7 protein-coding genes and 1 pseudogene are annotated in these 17,077 nt (G+C 32.0%); 3 read left to right on the forward strand and 5 right to left on the reverse strand.

Annotated elements, in window-relative coordinates:
- The first annotated feature begins 361 nt into the window (after nucleotides 1-361).
- Nucleotides 362-1,165, forward strand: a complete 804-nt coding sequence (gene thiF, locus CQA53_RS03495; protein WP_115542641.1) for a sulfur carrier protein ThiS adenylyltransferase ThiF — start codon at nucleotides 362-364, stop codon at nucleotides 1,163-1,165.
- Nucleotides 1,166-1,611: 446 nt separating this feature from the next.
- Here the strand turns inward: thiF and CQA53_RS03500 are convergent, their stop codons facing one another.
- The 5 genes and pseudogenes from CQA53_RS03500 to CQA53_RS03520 form a co-directional block, all read right to left on the reverse strand.
- Entirely contained in the window at nucleotides 1,612-4,737 is a 3,126-nt protein-coding gene (locus CQA53_RS03500; RefSeq protein WP_115542642.1) for an efflux RND transporter permease subunit, read from the reverse strand.
- Nucleotides 4,738-4,752: 15 nt separating this feature from the next.
- A complete protein-coding gene (locus tag CQA53_RS03505) occupies nucleotides 4,753-5,856 on the reverse strand; it encodes an efflux RND transporter periplasmic adaptor subunit (protein WP_115542643.1) in 1,104 nt (367 codons plus the stop codon).
- 61 nt (nucleotides 5,857-5,917) lie between these two features.
- Entirely contained in the window at nucleotides 5,918-6,142 is a 225-nt protein-coding gene (locus tag CQA53_RS03510; RefSeq protein ID WP_115542644.1) for a hypothetical protein, read from the reverse strand.
- Nucleotides 6,143-9,228: 3,086 nt separating this feature from the next.
- Nucleotides 9,229-10,479: pseudogene (trpB, locus tag CQA53_RS13220) on the reverse strand (tryptophan synthase subunit beta); the annotation flags it as partial.
- Between the two features lie 644 nt (nucleotides 10,480-11,123).
- Nucleotides 11,124-14,744, reverse strand: a complete 3,621-nt coding sequence (locus CQA53_RS03520; RefSeq protein ID WP_115542646.1) for a bifunctional proline dehydrogenase/L-glutamate gamma-semialdehyde dehydrogenase — start codon at nucleotides 14,742-14,744, stop codon at nucleotides 11,124-11,126.
- A 391-nt stretch (nucleotides 14,745-15,135) separates the two neighbouring features.
- Between CQA53_RS03520 and CQA53_RS03525 the strand changes: the two genes are divergently transcribed.
- Together CQA53_RS03525 and CQA53_RS03530 are read left to right on the forward strand one after the other, a co-directional pair.
- Entirely contained in the window at nucleotides 15,136-15,405 is a 270-nt protein-coding gene (locus CQA53_RS03525) for an acylphosphatase (RefSeq protein ID WP_115542647.1), read from the forward strand.
- Entirely contained in the window at nucleotides 15,406-16,929 is a 1,524-nt protein-coding gene (locus CQA53_RS03530) for a Mur ligase family protein (RefSeq protein ID WP_115542648.1), read from the forward strand.
- Nucleotides 16,930-17,077 lie beyond the last annotated feature (148 nt).

Raw genomic sequence — 17,077 nt, forward strand, 5'->3', positions numbered from 1 at the left:
CCATTGTATAGAGTTTGATGGACTATGGGCGTTAGAATAGTTTTTTAATTATATTCTACATTATATAAATTTCTTCTAAAATACAAAATTATACCACAATATTGCATGTTTATTTCCAAACCACATATTTTCTTTAACACTTGAGAACTATATAATGATAATGTTTATGAATTTTACCCTGTAAATTATTTTTTAGACCCAAATATATTAAATGATTAAAATGCTTATTATTTATGAAATTTTAGATAATTATTCACAAAAAAATAATATATTCAAAATAATCCTAAATCTTTCAAAATTAAAATTTGCAAGATAAAATACGAAATCTTTAAAACTATTTTCTTTGATAAAGGATAAATGTATGAAAATATTTTTTAATGGACAAAATTGTCATACAGATTGTATAAATAGTCGTGATTTTTTCCTCACACACAATGCGAAAGAATGCGATGTATGGATAGTTAATGGCTTTGCTACACAAGAAGCAATTACATTGCATGAAGGTGATGAGTTATTTTATATCCAACGCGGAGTTATGCCCACACAAGATGCTTTAGAATCCATGATGCGTGCAAGACATACCCCAAAGCTACATGAAAAACTCAAGCAATCATGCGTTGGTATTGCTGGGCTTGGTGGACTTGGTTCACATATCGCAATCATGTTGGCTCGAAGTGGTATTGGAAAACTTATTTTGATTGATTTTGATGTTGTTGAGCCAAGCAATCTCAATAGGCAAGCCTATTCCCTCACGGATTTAGGGAAAACAAAAACTCAAGCTATGAGTAAGATTATTGCGACAATTAATCCTTTTATTCAAGTAAAAACATATTGTCATCGCATTGATGAGACAAATATAAAACAACTTTTCTTAGAATGCGATATAGTTTGTGAAGCCTTTGATAGTGCACAAACAAAAGCAATGTTAGCACAAAATTTTCATTCATTTTTCCCACAAACAATCTTAATTTGTGCCTCTGGACTTGCTGGCTATGGCAATAGTAATGCAATCCAAACACGAAAGATTACTCCCAATTTGTATATTTGCGGAGATTTGGAAAGTGAAGCAAAACCCGGAAATGGGCTTATCGCACCACGAGTTAACATTTGTGCGGCACATCAAGCAAATCTTGTGTTGGAATTATTAGCAAATAATAAATCCTGATAATTTTAATAAAATTATGAATTCCAACTATAAGTATTTCATCTTAATTATGATTCATATATCTTTAAATAAATAAACCAACAACAAAAAGCGTAAAGAAAATAAGGAAGTAATTGCAATAAAAATTAGAAGTGAACAAAAAATTTACCTATAATCTTGGTAGGATTGAAAACACATATTTAGTTTTGTTTAATATATGTGAGTATTGTGATATGCAAACAATACCAAACACAATCAATAGATTCTTCATAAAGTATCCAACATTGTTTCAAACATCTCCATATCACTTAGTCTATTTGAATCTTTTACATTTTCTGATAACTTTCTATGATTGATTCAATAAGCATCTTTTTTGCATCTTTCTTTTGTGAGATTTAATCTTGCAAAATAAATCATAAATATTGAGAACACATAGTATTTTATATTTGGCATTAATAATAAAAAAATTATCGTGTTTTTCTATCTTTTAGCCAAGCACTGAATTGGGCAACATAACTCCAAAACAGCGGGATAAAAAATATTGCGATAAATGTTGCTGCAAGCATTCCGCCAATAACACTTGTGCCGATAGCATGCCTACTAGCACTCCCTGCTCCTGTGCTAATCGCTAAAGGTAACACACCGATACTAAACGCAAGTGAAGTCATGATAATTGGACGAAATCGGAGCTTCGCGGCACCAATTGCAGATTCCATAATACCTTTACCCTCATTTTCATGTAAATGTTGAGCAAATTCTACAATTAAAATAGCGTTTTTTGCACTTAATGCAATCAATACAAGTAATCCAACCTTAAAGTAAATATCATTTTCTAACCCACGCAATGAAACCGCAACAACTGCCCCAAAGACAGCAAAAGGCACAGCAGTTAATACAGACAGAGGCATAAGCCATCGTTCATATTGTGCACAGAGAATCAAAAAGACAAAGATTAATCCAAAAACAAAAACTTTTTCACCCGTGCCACTTTGTGCCTTTTCTTGATAACTTGTACCCGAATAAGCGATACTATAACCTTCTGGTAAAACCTCTTTTGCCACCTCTTCTATTGCTTTGAGGGCATCTCCACTTGAATAACCTGGCTTTGGATTTCCCGTAATCTTTGCACTTGTAAAGAGGTTAAATCTATCTACAATATCTGATCCTACGACTCGCTCAAAGGTTACAAGAGAGCTAATTGGCACCAAATCTCCATTTGCAGATTTCACAAATACACGACTAAGATCCTCTGGGATTTCACGGAATCTAGATTCTGCTTGAATATTGACTTGATAAGTTCTACCATAGAGGTTAAAATCATTAACATAATATCTCCCAAATGTGCTTTGCAATGCTGTAAAGACATCATCGATATTAACATTCATCGCCTTTGCCTTTTCTCTGTCAAGAGTAATAAAATATTGTGCAATATTGGTATCAAAAAGGTTTCTTACGCCTGTTAATTCTGGACGCTTATTTGCTTCTGCGACAACCAAATTAGCGTATTTTGCCAAGTCATGAATCGTTCCATTAGACCTATCTTGAACATAAATTTCAAATCCTCCTGTAAGCGATAATCCCATAATTGCTGGTGGATTTGCAACAAAAGCAGTTGTATCAAGTTTGCTATTATACTCACGCATAATCTGTCCTACGATGCTAAAAGAATCAAGAGAACGCGTATTCCAATCTTTCAGCGTTGTAAAGACAACCGCACTATTTGTTCTTTGAGCAGTAGCCTCCATATCAAAACCCGCAACAAGAAAACTAGATTCTGTATTTTCATTGTTGCGTAGAATTTCAACTACCTTTTCGCCTGCTTGTATTGTTCGCGAAAGTGATGCAGCTGGTGGAAGCTGGAGAAATGATATAATTTCACCCTTATCCTCATTTGGAACAAGCCCGGTAGGAAGCCGATTAAATAGTCCATAAGATACCGCAGTAATTGCCACAAAACATAATACTAACAACAAACCATGACGCAAAACACGCACAATTTGCTTACCAAATTTTATTGTAAGCCAATCAAAAAAATCATTGAATCTTTTAACAATAAAAAAAGGTTGTGGTTCTTTTGCTTTCAGAATTGTTACACATAATGCGGGCGTAAGTGTAAGTGCAACAAAACCAGAAATCACAACAGAAATGACAATCGTAATGGCAAATTGCTGAAAAATTGCTCCGCTAAAACCGCCAATGAAAGCTACTGGAATAAATACAGAGCAAAGCACAAGAACAATGGCAATAACAGGTCCTTGAATCTCGCCCATAGCCATTGTTGTTGCTTCTTTCACAGAATATTTTTCTCCATTTGCTTTTCTTTCATTATGCAAAATTCGTTCTACATTTTCAATAACAATGATAGCATCATCAACAACAATTCCAATCGCGAGTATTAAACCAAAAAGAGTTAAGAGATTGATGGAAAATCCAAGCACATACATACCAGCAAAAGTTCCTATAATAGACACTGGAATTGCAATCACAGGGATAATTGTAGCTCGAAGATTCTGTAAAAAGAAATACATAATCACAATAACCAATATGATAGCTTCAATAAATGTTTTTTTAACTTCTCCTATGGATACTTTTACAAATTTTGTTGTATCATAGGGAATCTCATAATTTAAACCAGTGGGAAAGTTTTTTGAAAGTTCTTGCATTTTCTTTTCGACACGTTCTGCAACATCAAGAGCATTTGCACCAGGCTGAAGGTTAATACCAAAAGCAGCTGCATTTTTACCATTCAAAATTGAACTAACACTATAATCTTTTGCACCTAATTCAATTCTAGCAATATCCTTAACGCGTAAAGATGAACCATCTGGATTGGATCGAATGATAATATTACCAAATTCTTCAGGTTTAATAAATCTTCCTTGAGTTGTTACAGAATATGTGAATGCTATTTCTTTACGCACAGGTTCTGCACCAAATGATCCTATTGCAAATTGTGAATTTTGTTCTGAAATCACACGTGCAACTTCTGAAGGAGTAAGATTATTTTGTGAGATTTTATCTAAATCAAGCCATATCCTCATTGAATAGTCTCGATTACCAAAAACAGTTATATCACCCACACCCTCAACGCGTTTTAATTCATTAATAATATTGATAACAGCATAATTGGAAATGAAAGTAGAATCATGACTGGGATTATTTGAATAAAGCCCATAAACCGACAACATTGTCGAAGAACGTTTGCGCACATTTACACCAAGTCTCTGCACTTCGCTCGGTAACTGACTTAATACAGCTTGCACACGATTATTTACATTGACTGTTGCCATATCTGCATTTGTATCATTGCTAAAATAAACACTAATATTTAATGAACCACTTGATGATGAAGAACTTTTCATATATAGCATACCTTCAACACCATTAATGCTATCTTCTAGCACACTTGCTACCGTGTTTGCGACGACCTCCGCACTCGCCCCACTATATGTTGCCTGCACCGTCACTTCATTTGGCACAACTTGAGGATATTCTTCCACAGGTGCAATATACATACTAATTGCACCTACTAGAACAATTACAATAGAAATTACCATCGCAAAAATAGGACGATTGATAAAAAATTTTGACATATCAACCTCCTTATACTATCTCGATTTCTCTTGAGAATCTTGCGTTACAATGCTGACATTAGGATTCAATTTTGAAAGATGATCAATAATAAGAACATCACCAGCTTTTAAACCGCTTGTGATAAGGACTTGAGAATTTTTAAGATTCTGTCCAAGAGTTACGCGCGAAATTTCATATGTATCACCTTTTGCAAGATAAACATAGCTTCCTTGAGAATCTTGCATAAGAGCATTTACTGGGATTGCGATTACATTTTGTGCTTCAAATCCCTTTAATCTCACGCGCAAAAAGTCATTTGGTAGAAGTTTATAAGCTTCGTTATCAACAATTGCTCGGGTTTTAATTGACGAGGTTTGTGTATCCAATACGCTATCAATAAAATCAATTTTACCTGTATGACCATAAACGAGATTATTATTTAAGAGAAATTCTACTATAATATTTTCTTTATTCAAACCACGCATATAATAAAAATCATTACTGGGGATTGAAAACTCTGCATAAATTGGACTTAATTGCGTAATAGTTGTAAGCACATCTTGCCCATTCTTTCCAACAACATTTCCAACATCATAGCGACGCATACCAACCCTACCACTTGTGCTAGCAATTACATCTGTATAACCTAAATCAATAAGTGCATCATCAAGAGCTGCTTTTGTATTTGCTACACTCGCTTGTGCAGATTGATAATTATACTCTGAAGTATCATACTGATCTACCGTATATACTCCCTGTTTATAAAGTTTCATAACTCGTTGCCAATCTTTATTTGCTTTTGTGAAATTTGCCATTGCAGAGTTATATTGAGCACGTGCCATATCAACTTTTGTGCTATATCTTGCTGGGTCTATCTTAAAGAGTAAATCACCCGCCTTTACAATATCACCTTCTTTAATATTTTGTGAGAGCAATATGCCCTCTACACGTGCATATACCTCAACACTTTGTAGGCTTTTAAATCTTGCAGGATATTCAAAGCTTAACTCAAGATTTTGCTCTTGTATAGTTTGCACCCCTACGGTGATTTTTGATTTTTCAGGTGTTTTTTCGCCACTATCAGATGAACATCCAATTTGCAATATAATTAAAAATATCATACATAATAGTCTTTTCATTTACTATTTCTCCTTAGATTAATGAATTATGACTTATCAAAAATTATCGTAAAATCCTTTATCAAATTGATATTTTACGAAATACATAAAGGATTTTGCCACCCACACTTATAAGACTCAAATCTTTATATAATTTTACCTTAGTAGCATGAAAACATACATACAAAATGAAAGCATACACAATAATACGATGTGTATCAAGTATTGGTTTAATATAACGATTAAAGTAAAATTTTCCTGCTCTAACAATATGTGAAAGTAATACACTTAATTGTTGTATTGTCATTGATTACCTTAAGTTTATGAGATTAGAATCTCGATTAAATAAAGTTAAAAGCAAGGTTTATAATTGAAACTTTTTTATTATGCTTATAACTTCATATTTCTCTAAATATTAGAATAGGCTAAGGATTCTAGCTTAATTTTTTAAACATTTAGGCAATTCAATAACATCTTTTTCCACCTAAAAAATATTATTGAATTAATGAAAATATAGATTCTGCAATCACCCAAACTCTTTATGAGCGAGGGCAAATTATATATTGCTCCTCAACAATAGCTTATCCTGATACTTATCTTTTATGATTGCAATGACTTACCCCAAATCTTACTAAGTTCTGAATGCATTTTAAATATACGAGGATTTGTTAGAGTATTGCAAATGGGATTTGGTATGGAATTACTTTGATGAAATTTGTTTTCTAAATTTTTTTCTACAGAATCTTTTTCTTGCAATATCTTAACTTCTTGATTTTGAGAATCTTTGTATTCTTTATTGTTATTTTGTATTTCTTCTGTTGTGATTTGTATATTTGGCACAGATTCATTATTCTGATCTCTATCATTTTGAATAAAATCTGTATTACTTGAAATTTCAGATTGGATGGTATCTTGCAGACTCTGTAACTCCATTACAGTATTATCTAACTGCGAATCGAAAATATTTTCTCTATCTTTATTTAGTATTGAATCTTGTCCCAATAACCCATCAGATTCTAATTCATTATTGAATGTTTCTTGCTTGAGTATATTATGTGAAAATGATTCATCAAGCACTATATCAGTAGCTTGAGGTTGTGTTAAAGATAATTTGCTAGGAAATTCTCCAAAAAAATCTGGCGATTCATTATGGGAGGAATTTATACTATTTTCCAGCTTAATATCTCTTTGTAAAATGTCCTTGGTATCAGAATCTTGCATATCCAAAGTATCATTTAAAGAGTCTTGAAACATATTAGAGAATGGGTCTGTGGTATTTTCCTCCTTCTCTACTGCAATTCGCTCGCTAGGTTTCATGAGAGAATCTTGAGACTCCATTGCATCATTATTATTGTCCAGTGCGATATCATTACAAATTTCAGTATCCAACTCCACAAGCAAAGTATCCTTGTGGATATTTTCGCTACAATCTGTATCTTCTAATACAGTATGATTGAGTATATCACTACCTGAAATATCGCTTTTATTTTCTATAATAGCATATTCATCAGTTATGTTATTATTTTGTATTTCTACATCCTGATAAACATCAGTTTCCAAATCATCAAGATCATCAATATTGCTTAACTCCTCAAAATCAGAGTCTATATCAAGAGAATCTTTAATCAGAAAATCTTGAAACATTTCTGCTATCAAATCAGCATCGCTTGCATATTGTGGATTCATCTCTGTATCTTTATTATCCAAAGCTTCACAATTTATGTCCGACTGCATAAAATCTGTTTCATTTTCTGTTTGACATGACATATCTTGTGAGATGATATTGTCAATATTATTTGAATCTTCTAAAGTATTTTGATTACTTTGTATATCTTCAGATTCTACTTGTTTTACATCTTGCAATATTTCAATTGTATCTTTTGCTACTTCCTCTTGAACATTATAGGAAATGTCAGGTTGTGCTTGTATTGAATCTCTTGCTACATTCAAAGGAGAATGATTGATTGATGAGGAAATAGGACTAGTCGTATTCTCTCCTTGGGAATCTTGCATACAAACAGAATTATCTTTTTGGTCTATTGTATTTTGTATAATGCTCGGTGTTTCATTGAATAATAAAGAAAGCTCATGCCCCATTTCACGAGCTTTATCCACTTGTTCATGCATAAAGCTGAGATCTTGTGAATTTAGGGAATTGTCTGCAACCGGATTGTGCGTTGATTTTTTTAAAAAATCCTGTTGCATATTATTTGTAGTTTGTGTGGAATGAATAGTATTGCTACAATCTTCTTGCGATTGTGTGAAAGTATGAGATTCTTCATGATTTTCTGTTGAAATATTTTCTTTATTATTATAAGTGTTTGAAGTAACATCTTGAAAGATTGATTCATCATTACATTCATTATTCTTATCCAAAGAATCTTGTTGTGGTATTTCATTTTTTGAGGAATCTACACTTGCAATATTTGGTTGCAGAAAATTCAGCAAAGGATATGTATAATTCTGTGGTAGAGATTCCACACTAGTTTTGCAATCAGAATCTTGGTTTAAAAAATGCAAAAGCGGAAGCTGTGTAGTATGTATTGCTTGAGATTTTGTTGTGTTTGAAAAACTATGCCTATTTTCAATATTATTTACATTCTCTTCTCCATATTCTAATTGTTCTATCTGGTATACAACAGGGGAATCTTTTAGCGTAGATTCAATGTTGCTTTCTACACCTTTATCTTGTATGTCATTTTGTAGTTCTTGAGAATCTATTTGTTCCTTGTTACAACCAATGCAATCACTTTTTATTGTGAGGGAATCCAGATTAGATACTTGTTTTTGCTGTTGTAATTCATTTTGCATGTTTTCTTCTGCGTGTCGTTCTTGGATAGCAGTTTTTTCTTTTTGAATTAGGTAAGATTCTGTATTGGTAGCTATATTAACATGAGGGTTGGTGGTTATTTGCATATTTTTATCTTTTATATCCTCAATGTTATCATCTTTGCAAACAACCAGAGATTCTAATTCTCTGTCTTCTAGTTCATTTTCACACAAATCACTTTGTTGCAATGTAGCATTAAGTTCTTTTTGTGTATTTGCATCTCGTATCTGTTCTCCTCGTCCATTATTATCTTTTTGCAATTCTTTCTCAAGTGGTTGCTCTTCTTGAAAAAAAGATTCTAGACTTAGAGAATCTTCATTTATAACCTCTTTCTCATCAGATTGCATATAATTACTCTCATGTTTGCATTCATTATTGCAATCTTGATGTATAAATTCTGTTATCTCTGCTGTTTTTTGTATGCTTTCTTTGCTTTTATCAAGAAACTCTAAATCTTTAGATTCCAAATCTTTTAAAGTATCTAAGAATTCTTCTTTATGACTTTTTGTTTCATTAACTATTGTAAGTTCTTCTTTTTCTAATTGTTGTGCTTTTATTTTCTTTTCAACTCTTTTGAGTTCAGATTCTAAAAATTCTTTCCATTGTGGAGCACATAGTTCTTTTGCGGTAATAAAAATATCTTTATCTCCTCTGCCACTCACATTCACAATAATAATTCTATTCTTTACATTTTTTGCGATTTTTAATGCTCCAGCAAGTGCATGACTTGATTCTAAAGCAGCCAAAATCCCTTCATGTCTTGCAAAAAACTGCAATGCTTCCAAAGCTTCTGTGTCGCTTGCAAAATCAAATTGCACTCGTTGTATTGAAGCCAAATGAGCGAGCTGTGGTCCAACTCCAGCATAATCAAGACCAGCACTAATAGAATGTGTTGATGCAATTTGCCCAACTTTATCTTGTAAAAAATATGATTTGAAACCTTGTGCGATTCCAATCCTCGCATTACTTTGTTTGCTCAATCTTATTGCATGTTTATTTGATTCTGCAATACCACCCGCCTCTATACCAATTAACTGAACTTCTTCATGTTTCAAAAATGCACTAAATGCACCCATAGCATTGCTCCCGCCACCAACACATGCTACAATATAATCTGGCATAACACGCAAAGCTTTTTTTATTTGCTTCTTAATCTCTTTTCCGATAATTTTTTGGGAATCTCGGACAATATCTGGATATGGATAAGGACCTAATGCACTTCCTAAAACATAAAAAGAATCAACAGGATCTTTGCTCCATTCACGCAAGGTTTCATTTACCGCATCTTTTAATGTTTGTGTGCCACTTGCTACACTGACAACTTTTGCACCAAATTGCTCCATAATAAAAACATTGGGTCTTTGTCGCTCAATATCGATTGCACCCATAAAAATTGTGCAAGGTATCCTTAAAAATGCACAAGCACTTGCCACGGCAACTCCATGCTGTCCCGCACCTGTTTCTGCTATCACACGTTTTTTGTGCATTTTTCTTGCAAGAAGGACTTGAGCTAAAGCATTATTAATTTTGTGCGCACCCGTATTTGCTAAACCTTCAAATTTAAGATAAATTTCATTCTCAAGGATTTTAGAAACATTTTTTGCATAAATAAGTGGTGTTGGTCGTCCAACAAATGTTTTTAGAAGATGTTTTAATTCTTTTCGAAAGCTTTTCGATTGAAAAATGTGTTTGTATGCCCTTTGTAACTCATTTATTGGAGGATAAAGTGTCTCTGGGATAAAGCAACCACCAAAGCTTAATTCACCTTCACCAAAGTATCCATTTTTACTTTCTAAGAATATCTTTTTTTCCACATTCTTTCCTTGTTATGTTGTTATAAAAGAGGTGTATTCTTGTTTTCTTTATAGAATAGCTATTTTTCTTAAAAGTAGATTCTATCATGATTTCAGACTTTTGCAACCTTTATTCTAAAGAAAATAGTATTGAAGTGTAAAAATTCTCACTTTATGATTTTTATTAATACATTTTATTAGCTTTTTATTCTTAATTTATATTTTAAAAATACGAAAGAAGTCTTTTTATGAAGTCTCAACAATTACATTAAATTGTAAATTTTACAATCATTCATCATTATATAGGGAAGTGTGAAATCCTTACTTTCAAGCAACATCAGTATTAGGTGCATAAAGATAGATTCCACACTTAAGTTATTCTTTTACAAAAGATAAATTTTGCTCTATTATTTTACAATTTGAATGATTAAAGTGCATTTTAATACTTATTGAATAAAAAGTAGCTAATGCACGATATTTATTTTGCTAAATATATTGCTAACCTATTGCAAAAACAGCAATAATAAGAACAATTTACAATTTAAATTGCTATTATTTACTCTTTTCCAACCAAATATTTTAACAGAATGAGAAGTCAATCTCATCAAACACTAAAAATTCACAAACATGAAATAATAACCAACGCTACCTGGCTAAGCAAAAACTTACTTTACTTCCAATACTCTTCTACCAAGATTCCCATATCTGTGGAATGCAATACTTACAGCCCTTTCACTAAAATAGTATAATAACTCAAAATACCCATTTGCATATGGACTATGATTAGCAATAAGTTTGCCTTTTGCACGGCCTTCTTTGATAAGTTTTGTATAAATTTCTTCTGTATTTTTCCTTTCATCTTGGGAGTCTAAATTCAAACTACCAAGATAACGAATCAATTCATAATCACCAGCAGATTCAATAAAATCTTGCTCACTTTGATATTCAATATGAATATCTCGAAGTCCCAAGTTTTTCAAGTTTTCAAGAACAAATCCTAAATTTTTGCTTATAGCTGTAGGTTTTATACTTAATGTCAAACTTGTTTCAACAATCTGTGTTGCGGCAATGATATTAAGAATCTCACTTAAACTATCGACAGAACGCACTCGGTAAATCACAGATTTCACAGCTTTATAATAAAACAGATTATCTTCACCACGAATATGCACAAAATCTCGCTTTTGGCTAAATTCATGTCTATAATAATAGGCATAATTTTGTGCAACTTCAAGGCTACTTTGAAGGTCTTTTTTAAAGTTTATATCTTCAGTATTTTTTACAAGATAGCTTATTTTATCCACAAAACTATGATTTCCTATCTTTTTAGAATCAATATTTTGTGGAAGAATCTCTATGTTGAAAAATTGTGTAACATAATTATAACTTCCCGCCTTACGACCAAATCCTACGGCAGATTTTTTTATACCGCCAAATGGCTGACGAAGCACGATAGCACCAGTTGTTGGCTTGTTAATATAAATATTTCCTGCCTCAATATTTTGTAAGTAATAATCCCATTCACGTTCATCAAGAGATTCAAAACCACTTGTTAATCCATAACCTGTAGCATTTGCAATATGTAAGGCATGTTTCAAATCTCGTGCACACATAACTGACAAAATAGGAGTAAAAAACTCTGTTGTATGTGAATAACTCCCTTCCTTTACACCATATTTAATACAAGGCTTCATTGCATAGGGATTACCATTCTCTATATAAGAATTTTCACTAGAATCTGCTTCATTGCTTGTAGATTTTCCGAAATTAGATTCTGCAAAATTTGGTGCTAATGCCCATTCCTCATCATCTTCTAATTCTAAACCTTTCTTCACTTTTGAATCAATCACATCACTAAGATATCCAAGCTTATTTTTCAATATAAATGGATTCCCAACACTCATACTTTGGGCAGCATCAATGAGCGTTTTTCTAAAATTTGTATCTTCATAAACTTCTTTTTCTAAAATCAACAATGAAGTTGCACTACATTTTTGACCAGAATTCGAGAATGCAGAATGAATGACATTTTTTATAGCCTGATCTCTATCTGCCATCTTACTCACAATCGTTGCATTTTTACCACCTGTTTCAGCACTCAAGAAAAGTGTAGGATTTTCTTGGAGAATTTGATAAGCAGTCTCTTCGCCACCTGTCAAAATTGCATAATCCACCTTTTTTAAAATTACTTCATTAATATCACGTCCACTAGCTGGCAAAAATACCAAATAATCTTTTGGTAATCCTGCATCATAAAAGCATTGTGTAAGCATATTGCCTGTGAGAGTAGAGATATTTGATGGCTTATAAATCACACGATTCCCGCTTGCAAGACTTGCGGCAATACCACCAACAGATATAGCAACTGGGAAATTCCATGGAGTAATCACAACACCAATACCTTTTGGAGTAAGTTTGCAGTCATTATGTTCTTGAACAATCTTATGCACACTGTGAGGATAAAATCTCAAGAAATCTATTGCTTCACTGACTTCAGCATCAGTCTCAATAAAAGTTTTACCGACTTCTAATGCAGAAATTCCAATAAGATCACCTCTTCTTTCTGCAATAATTTCAGCGGTTTTTAAAAGTATATTTCCTAACTCTTGCAAACTTAATGTTTTCTTGGAATCTTGAAGAAAAGTTAATGCCTCTTCTAAATGTTCTTTTTCTGCGAGATATGTCGTCCCAATTTTTTTGTTACTGCCTTTCATAAAAATATCACGAGCCTTTCCTTTAGGAGTCTTCTCTCCAATAATTGGTGTTGCTTCAAGAGAGTCTAATGCACTAAACTTCTCCCTAATATTTTTCGCCCATTCTCTATTAGGAGATAAAATAAAATCTGTGTCTGGTTCATTCAAGAAAGTATCTAAGTTTGCAGATTGCGTATAAGGTGCTTGTAACCTATTTTGACTTCTATAACTTGTATCCTTCACTGCTTGAACACCCTCAATTGCTTGTCGGAAGATTTGCTCTTGTTGCTTCCAAGTTGCCGAATCTACTTCTAAATCAAAAGCATAACGCATAAAATTATCTTTACCTGTATTCTCATCAAGACGACGCACAAGATATGCAATAGCATTATTAAAATGTTCATCACTGCATACTGGTGCATAAAGAATAAGATTATTGTTTTTCGCAACCTCAAAACTTGATTTAAGATTCATACCTTCAAGCATTTCAAAAGTAAAACTTGCTTGGGCATTCTCTTGTTTAATACGGGTCATAGCATAAGCAATTTGAAAGATATTATGTGAAGCAATACCTATATTAATATATTTAAAATTTTCATCTTGTAATACAAAATTAAGCATTTTATTATAATTAGAATCTGTATCAACCTTATTTCTAAAAGTTGGCAGCTCCCATCCTTTTACACTCGCAATAGTTTCTTCTGCTTCCATATTTGCACCTTTTACAATGCGAATTTTGATTGGTGGCTTCCCACTTTCAACGCGTTGTTTTGAAAATGCAACTAATTTCTTCAAATACTCAAATGAATCAGGCAAATATGCTTGCAATACAATACCGGCTTTAATATCAAATTTCGCTACAGATTCTGTAAATGCCTCAACAGTTAATTCTAAATCTTTAAACTCTTCCATATCTAAATTAATAAACTTTGAAATGCCTGCTTTTGCTTTTTTCTCTGCAATCGCATACAGCTTATCCAATTGCTTCACAATCTCATCTTTAGAATATTCAAAATCAAGGATATTGATTTGTGAAAAAATCGTAGTAATTTTAATTGAGATATAATTAATATAATTTGAATTTAATGCATCAGTATATTTTTGCAAACGATAATTCGCCTCTAATGCTCCAAGCACCTCTTCGCCAATCAAATTAACATTTAATCCAATATTTTGAGATTGACGCTTATCTGCGTGTTTTTTCAACTCGATAGGATTCTCATCAAGCACCATTGCTTTTGTATCATTTTTCAAATTTTTAATAAAAAACGGCACACTCACAGAAGGCATACTTTTTCCAATCCCCAAAAAGAGTTGCAAAAGGATTTTCTCAAAAGGTGAAAAAAAATCAGCAATACCATATTTTTGTAAAGTATGAGAAATAAGTTCATGAACAGTTACAAAATCTTTAGAACGAAAACTCCTATCAAGCAACTCAATTAACATAACCTTACTGCTTGGATTTTCAAGCATTTTCATCATTTTTTTACGAAATCTTTTCTCTTGACAAGTTAAATCACTATTAATCTTTTTTTGCAGTGTCTTTGCGAGTTCTAAACTTTCCTGAATCGTTTCTGCACTATATTCCCTCATAAAATTCTCCTAAATATAAACAAAATAAGTTCTATTCTATCTCAAACTTATAGAATATACTTAAATATATTTGAAAAAAATTAAAAATTATTCATAGTATTCTTTACAATGTTTAATTATTGCTCAATGCTCAATTCAGTATTTACAAATTTTGGATTTTACATGAGCAAAAGTCTTTCAGGTTTCAAATACTTTTGCTATAATTAAGAAATTTCTATTTGGCACAGCGAATAAATAAAGAGTATAGGGTTTATATACAATTAAACTTGTCAATAACACTACAACAATCAAGTTGACAACATTGTGTGTATGATAAATTTTTGTAGTGTTATATTTCTTTTGAGAATAACATCTCATGAAAAATCTTAAAAATTCATATTTGGAGTCAAAAATGCAACATTATAAAATCACAGCAAAAGGCAAAGTTCAGGGTGTTGGATTTCGTAATTTTACAAAAAGTTATGCCGATACTCATGGCTATCATGGGAGTGTCCAAAATCTTAAAAATAGCTTTGTAGAAATCTTTATATCTTTACCAAAAAACGAATTAGGTAACTTTTTAGAATCTTTGCAGAAAGGCAATGGAAAAATGAAAGCTACTTCTTTTGAGGTAGAACTTTTGGAGAGTTTAAATTTTGCAGATTTCAAGGTATTAGAATAAATGCCAGACACTCTCTTTCTATTATGGGATATTTTCTCATTAACAATTTTCTTTTTTACTCTTGGGTATTATGTAATTGTTAATTTGCAATGGTATAACTATAATATATCACGCGTCATCACTAAACATCATAAGCAAAATTGGCATCTTTATTATTTTGTGATTCCAATTCTTTTTGTCCTTTTCACACACCACTTGTATCATTCAATTATATTCTATATTTACCTCTATATGGTCGATGTTCCAATGTTTATTTTATGGTATAAAAGATTGGATAAAAAGCTTATCTACACAGCAAGAGTAAAACGATATTTTACCATATTGGCGGTGTGTGTGTATTGCATGGTATATTTTTTGTGGTATAAAGAATCTCTTTTTATACAATCATATTTTATAGATATAGCAGTAAAAAATATGTGTCTTATTGTCTCATTTTGCGTGGGAGTATATTGTTCACTCATTTGTGAATTGATTCTCTTCAAAAGATATGCTTCATATGCACATAAAAAAATACAATCTTTACAAAATCTTACAATTATTGCCATTACAGGAAGTTATGGTAAAACAAGTATAAAAAACTTTGTTGCGGAAATTCTTAGCAAACAATTCAATACTTATGCGACACCACGTAGCGTAAATACATATAAAGGGCTAGTAAGTGATATTAATCAAAACCTCACACAAGAACATAGAATCTATATTGCAGAAGCAGGTGCAAGAAATCAAGGTGATATTGCAGAAATTTCTAACCTCTTACAACAACACTATGGTGTAATTGGTAAAATTGGCAATGCCCATATTGAATATTTTAAAGACATTCAAACAACAATAAGCACAAAATTTGAAATGCTTTACTCCAATCGCCTCCATAGAATCTTTATGCAAAAAGATAATACTCTACCGCATGAATTGCCACAAAAATTTCAGGAAAATCTTAATAAAATTACCCCTTATCCTGCCAATCTTACAAATATAGAATCAACACTTGAAAAAACAAGTTTTAGTTTAGAAATAGATTCTAATATGGTAGATTTTGAAACACAAATATTAGGGCGATTTAATATAGACAATATTGCGGTAGCCATTTTATTAGCAAAAGAGTTTGGTATGGAAATTACACAAATTCAAGAAGCCATAAAACATCTCAAACCAATACCACATCGCCTTAATAAGATCGTTACGGCAAATAAAATAATTCTTGATGATAGCTTTAATGGGAATTTAGAGGGTATGAGCGAAGCTATTCGCCTTAGTTCCTTACACATTGGTAGAAGAGTAATCGTAACGCCCGGACTTGTTGAATACGATGAAGAAAGTAATATTGCACTTGCAAAATACATCGATGAAGTATTTCAACTTGTTATTATTACAGGGAATCTCAATACAAGTTTGCTTAGTAAATATATTACAAAAGCGGAAAAAATTATCCTAAAAGATAAAGCGAATTTAGAATCTACCCTTAGTGAAAGTGGTAAAAATGGGGATTTGGTATTATTTGCAAATGATGCACCAAATTATATTTAAATTAGAAAATTCAAAGGGTGAAATCTTTTAATACAAGAACTTTCTTGAAGCTGAAAATGTGCCGAAAAAAATATTACTGCTTCTGATGAATAAATTATTCGTTGAATATTGCCAACAATATTTGATATACTTCTATATTTATAACTTA

This window comes from Helicobacter didelphidarum, assembly GCF_003364195.1.
GTDB classification, from domain to species: domain Bacteria; phylum Campylobacterota; class Campylobacteria; order Campylobacterales; family Helicobacteraceae; genus Helicobacter_A; species Helicobacter_A didelphidarum.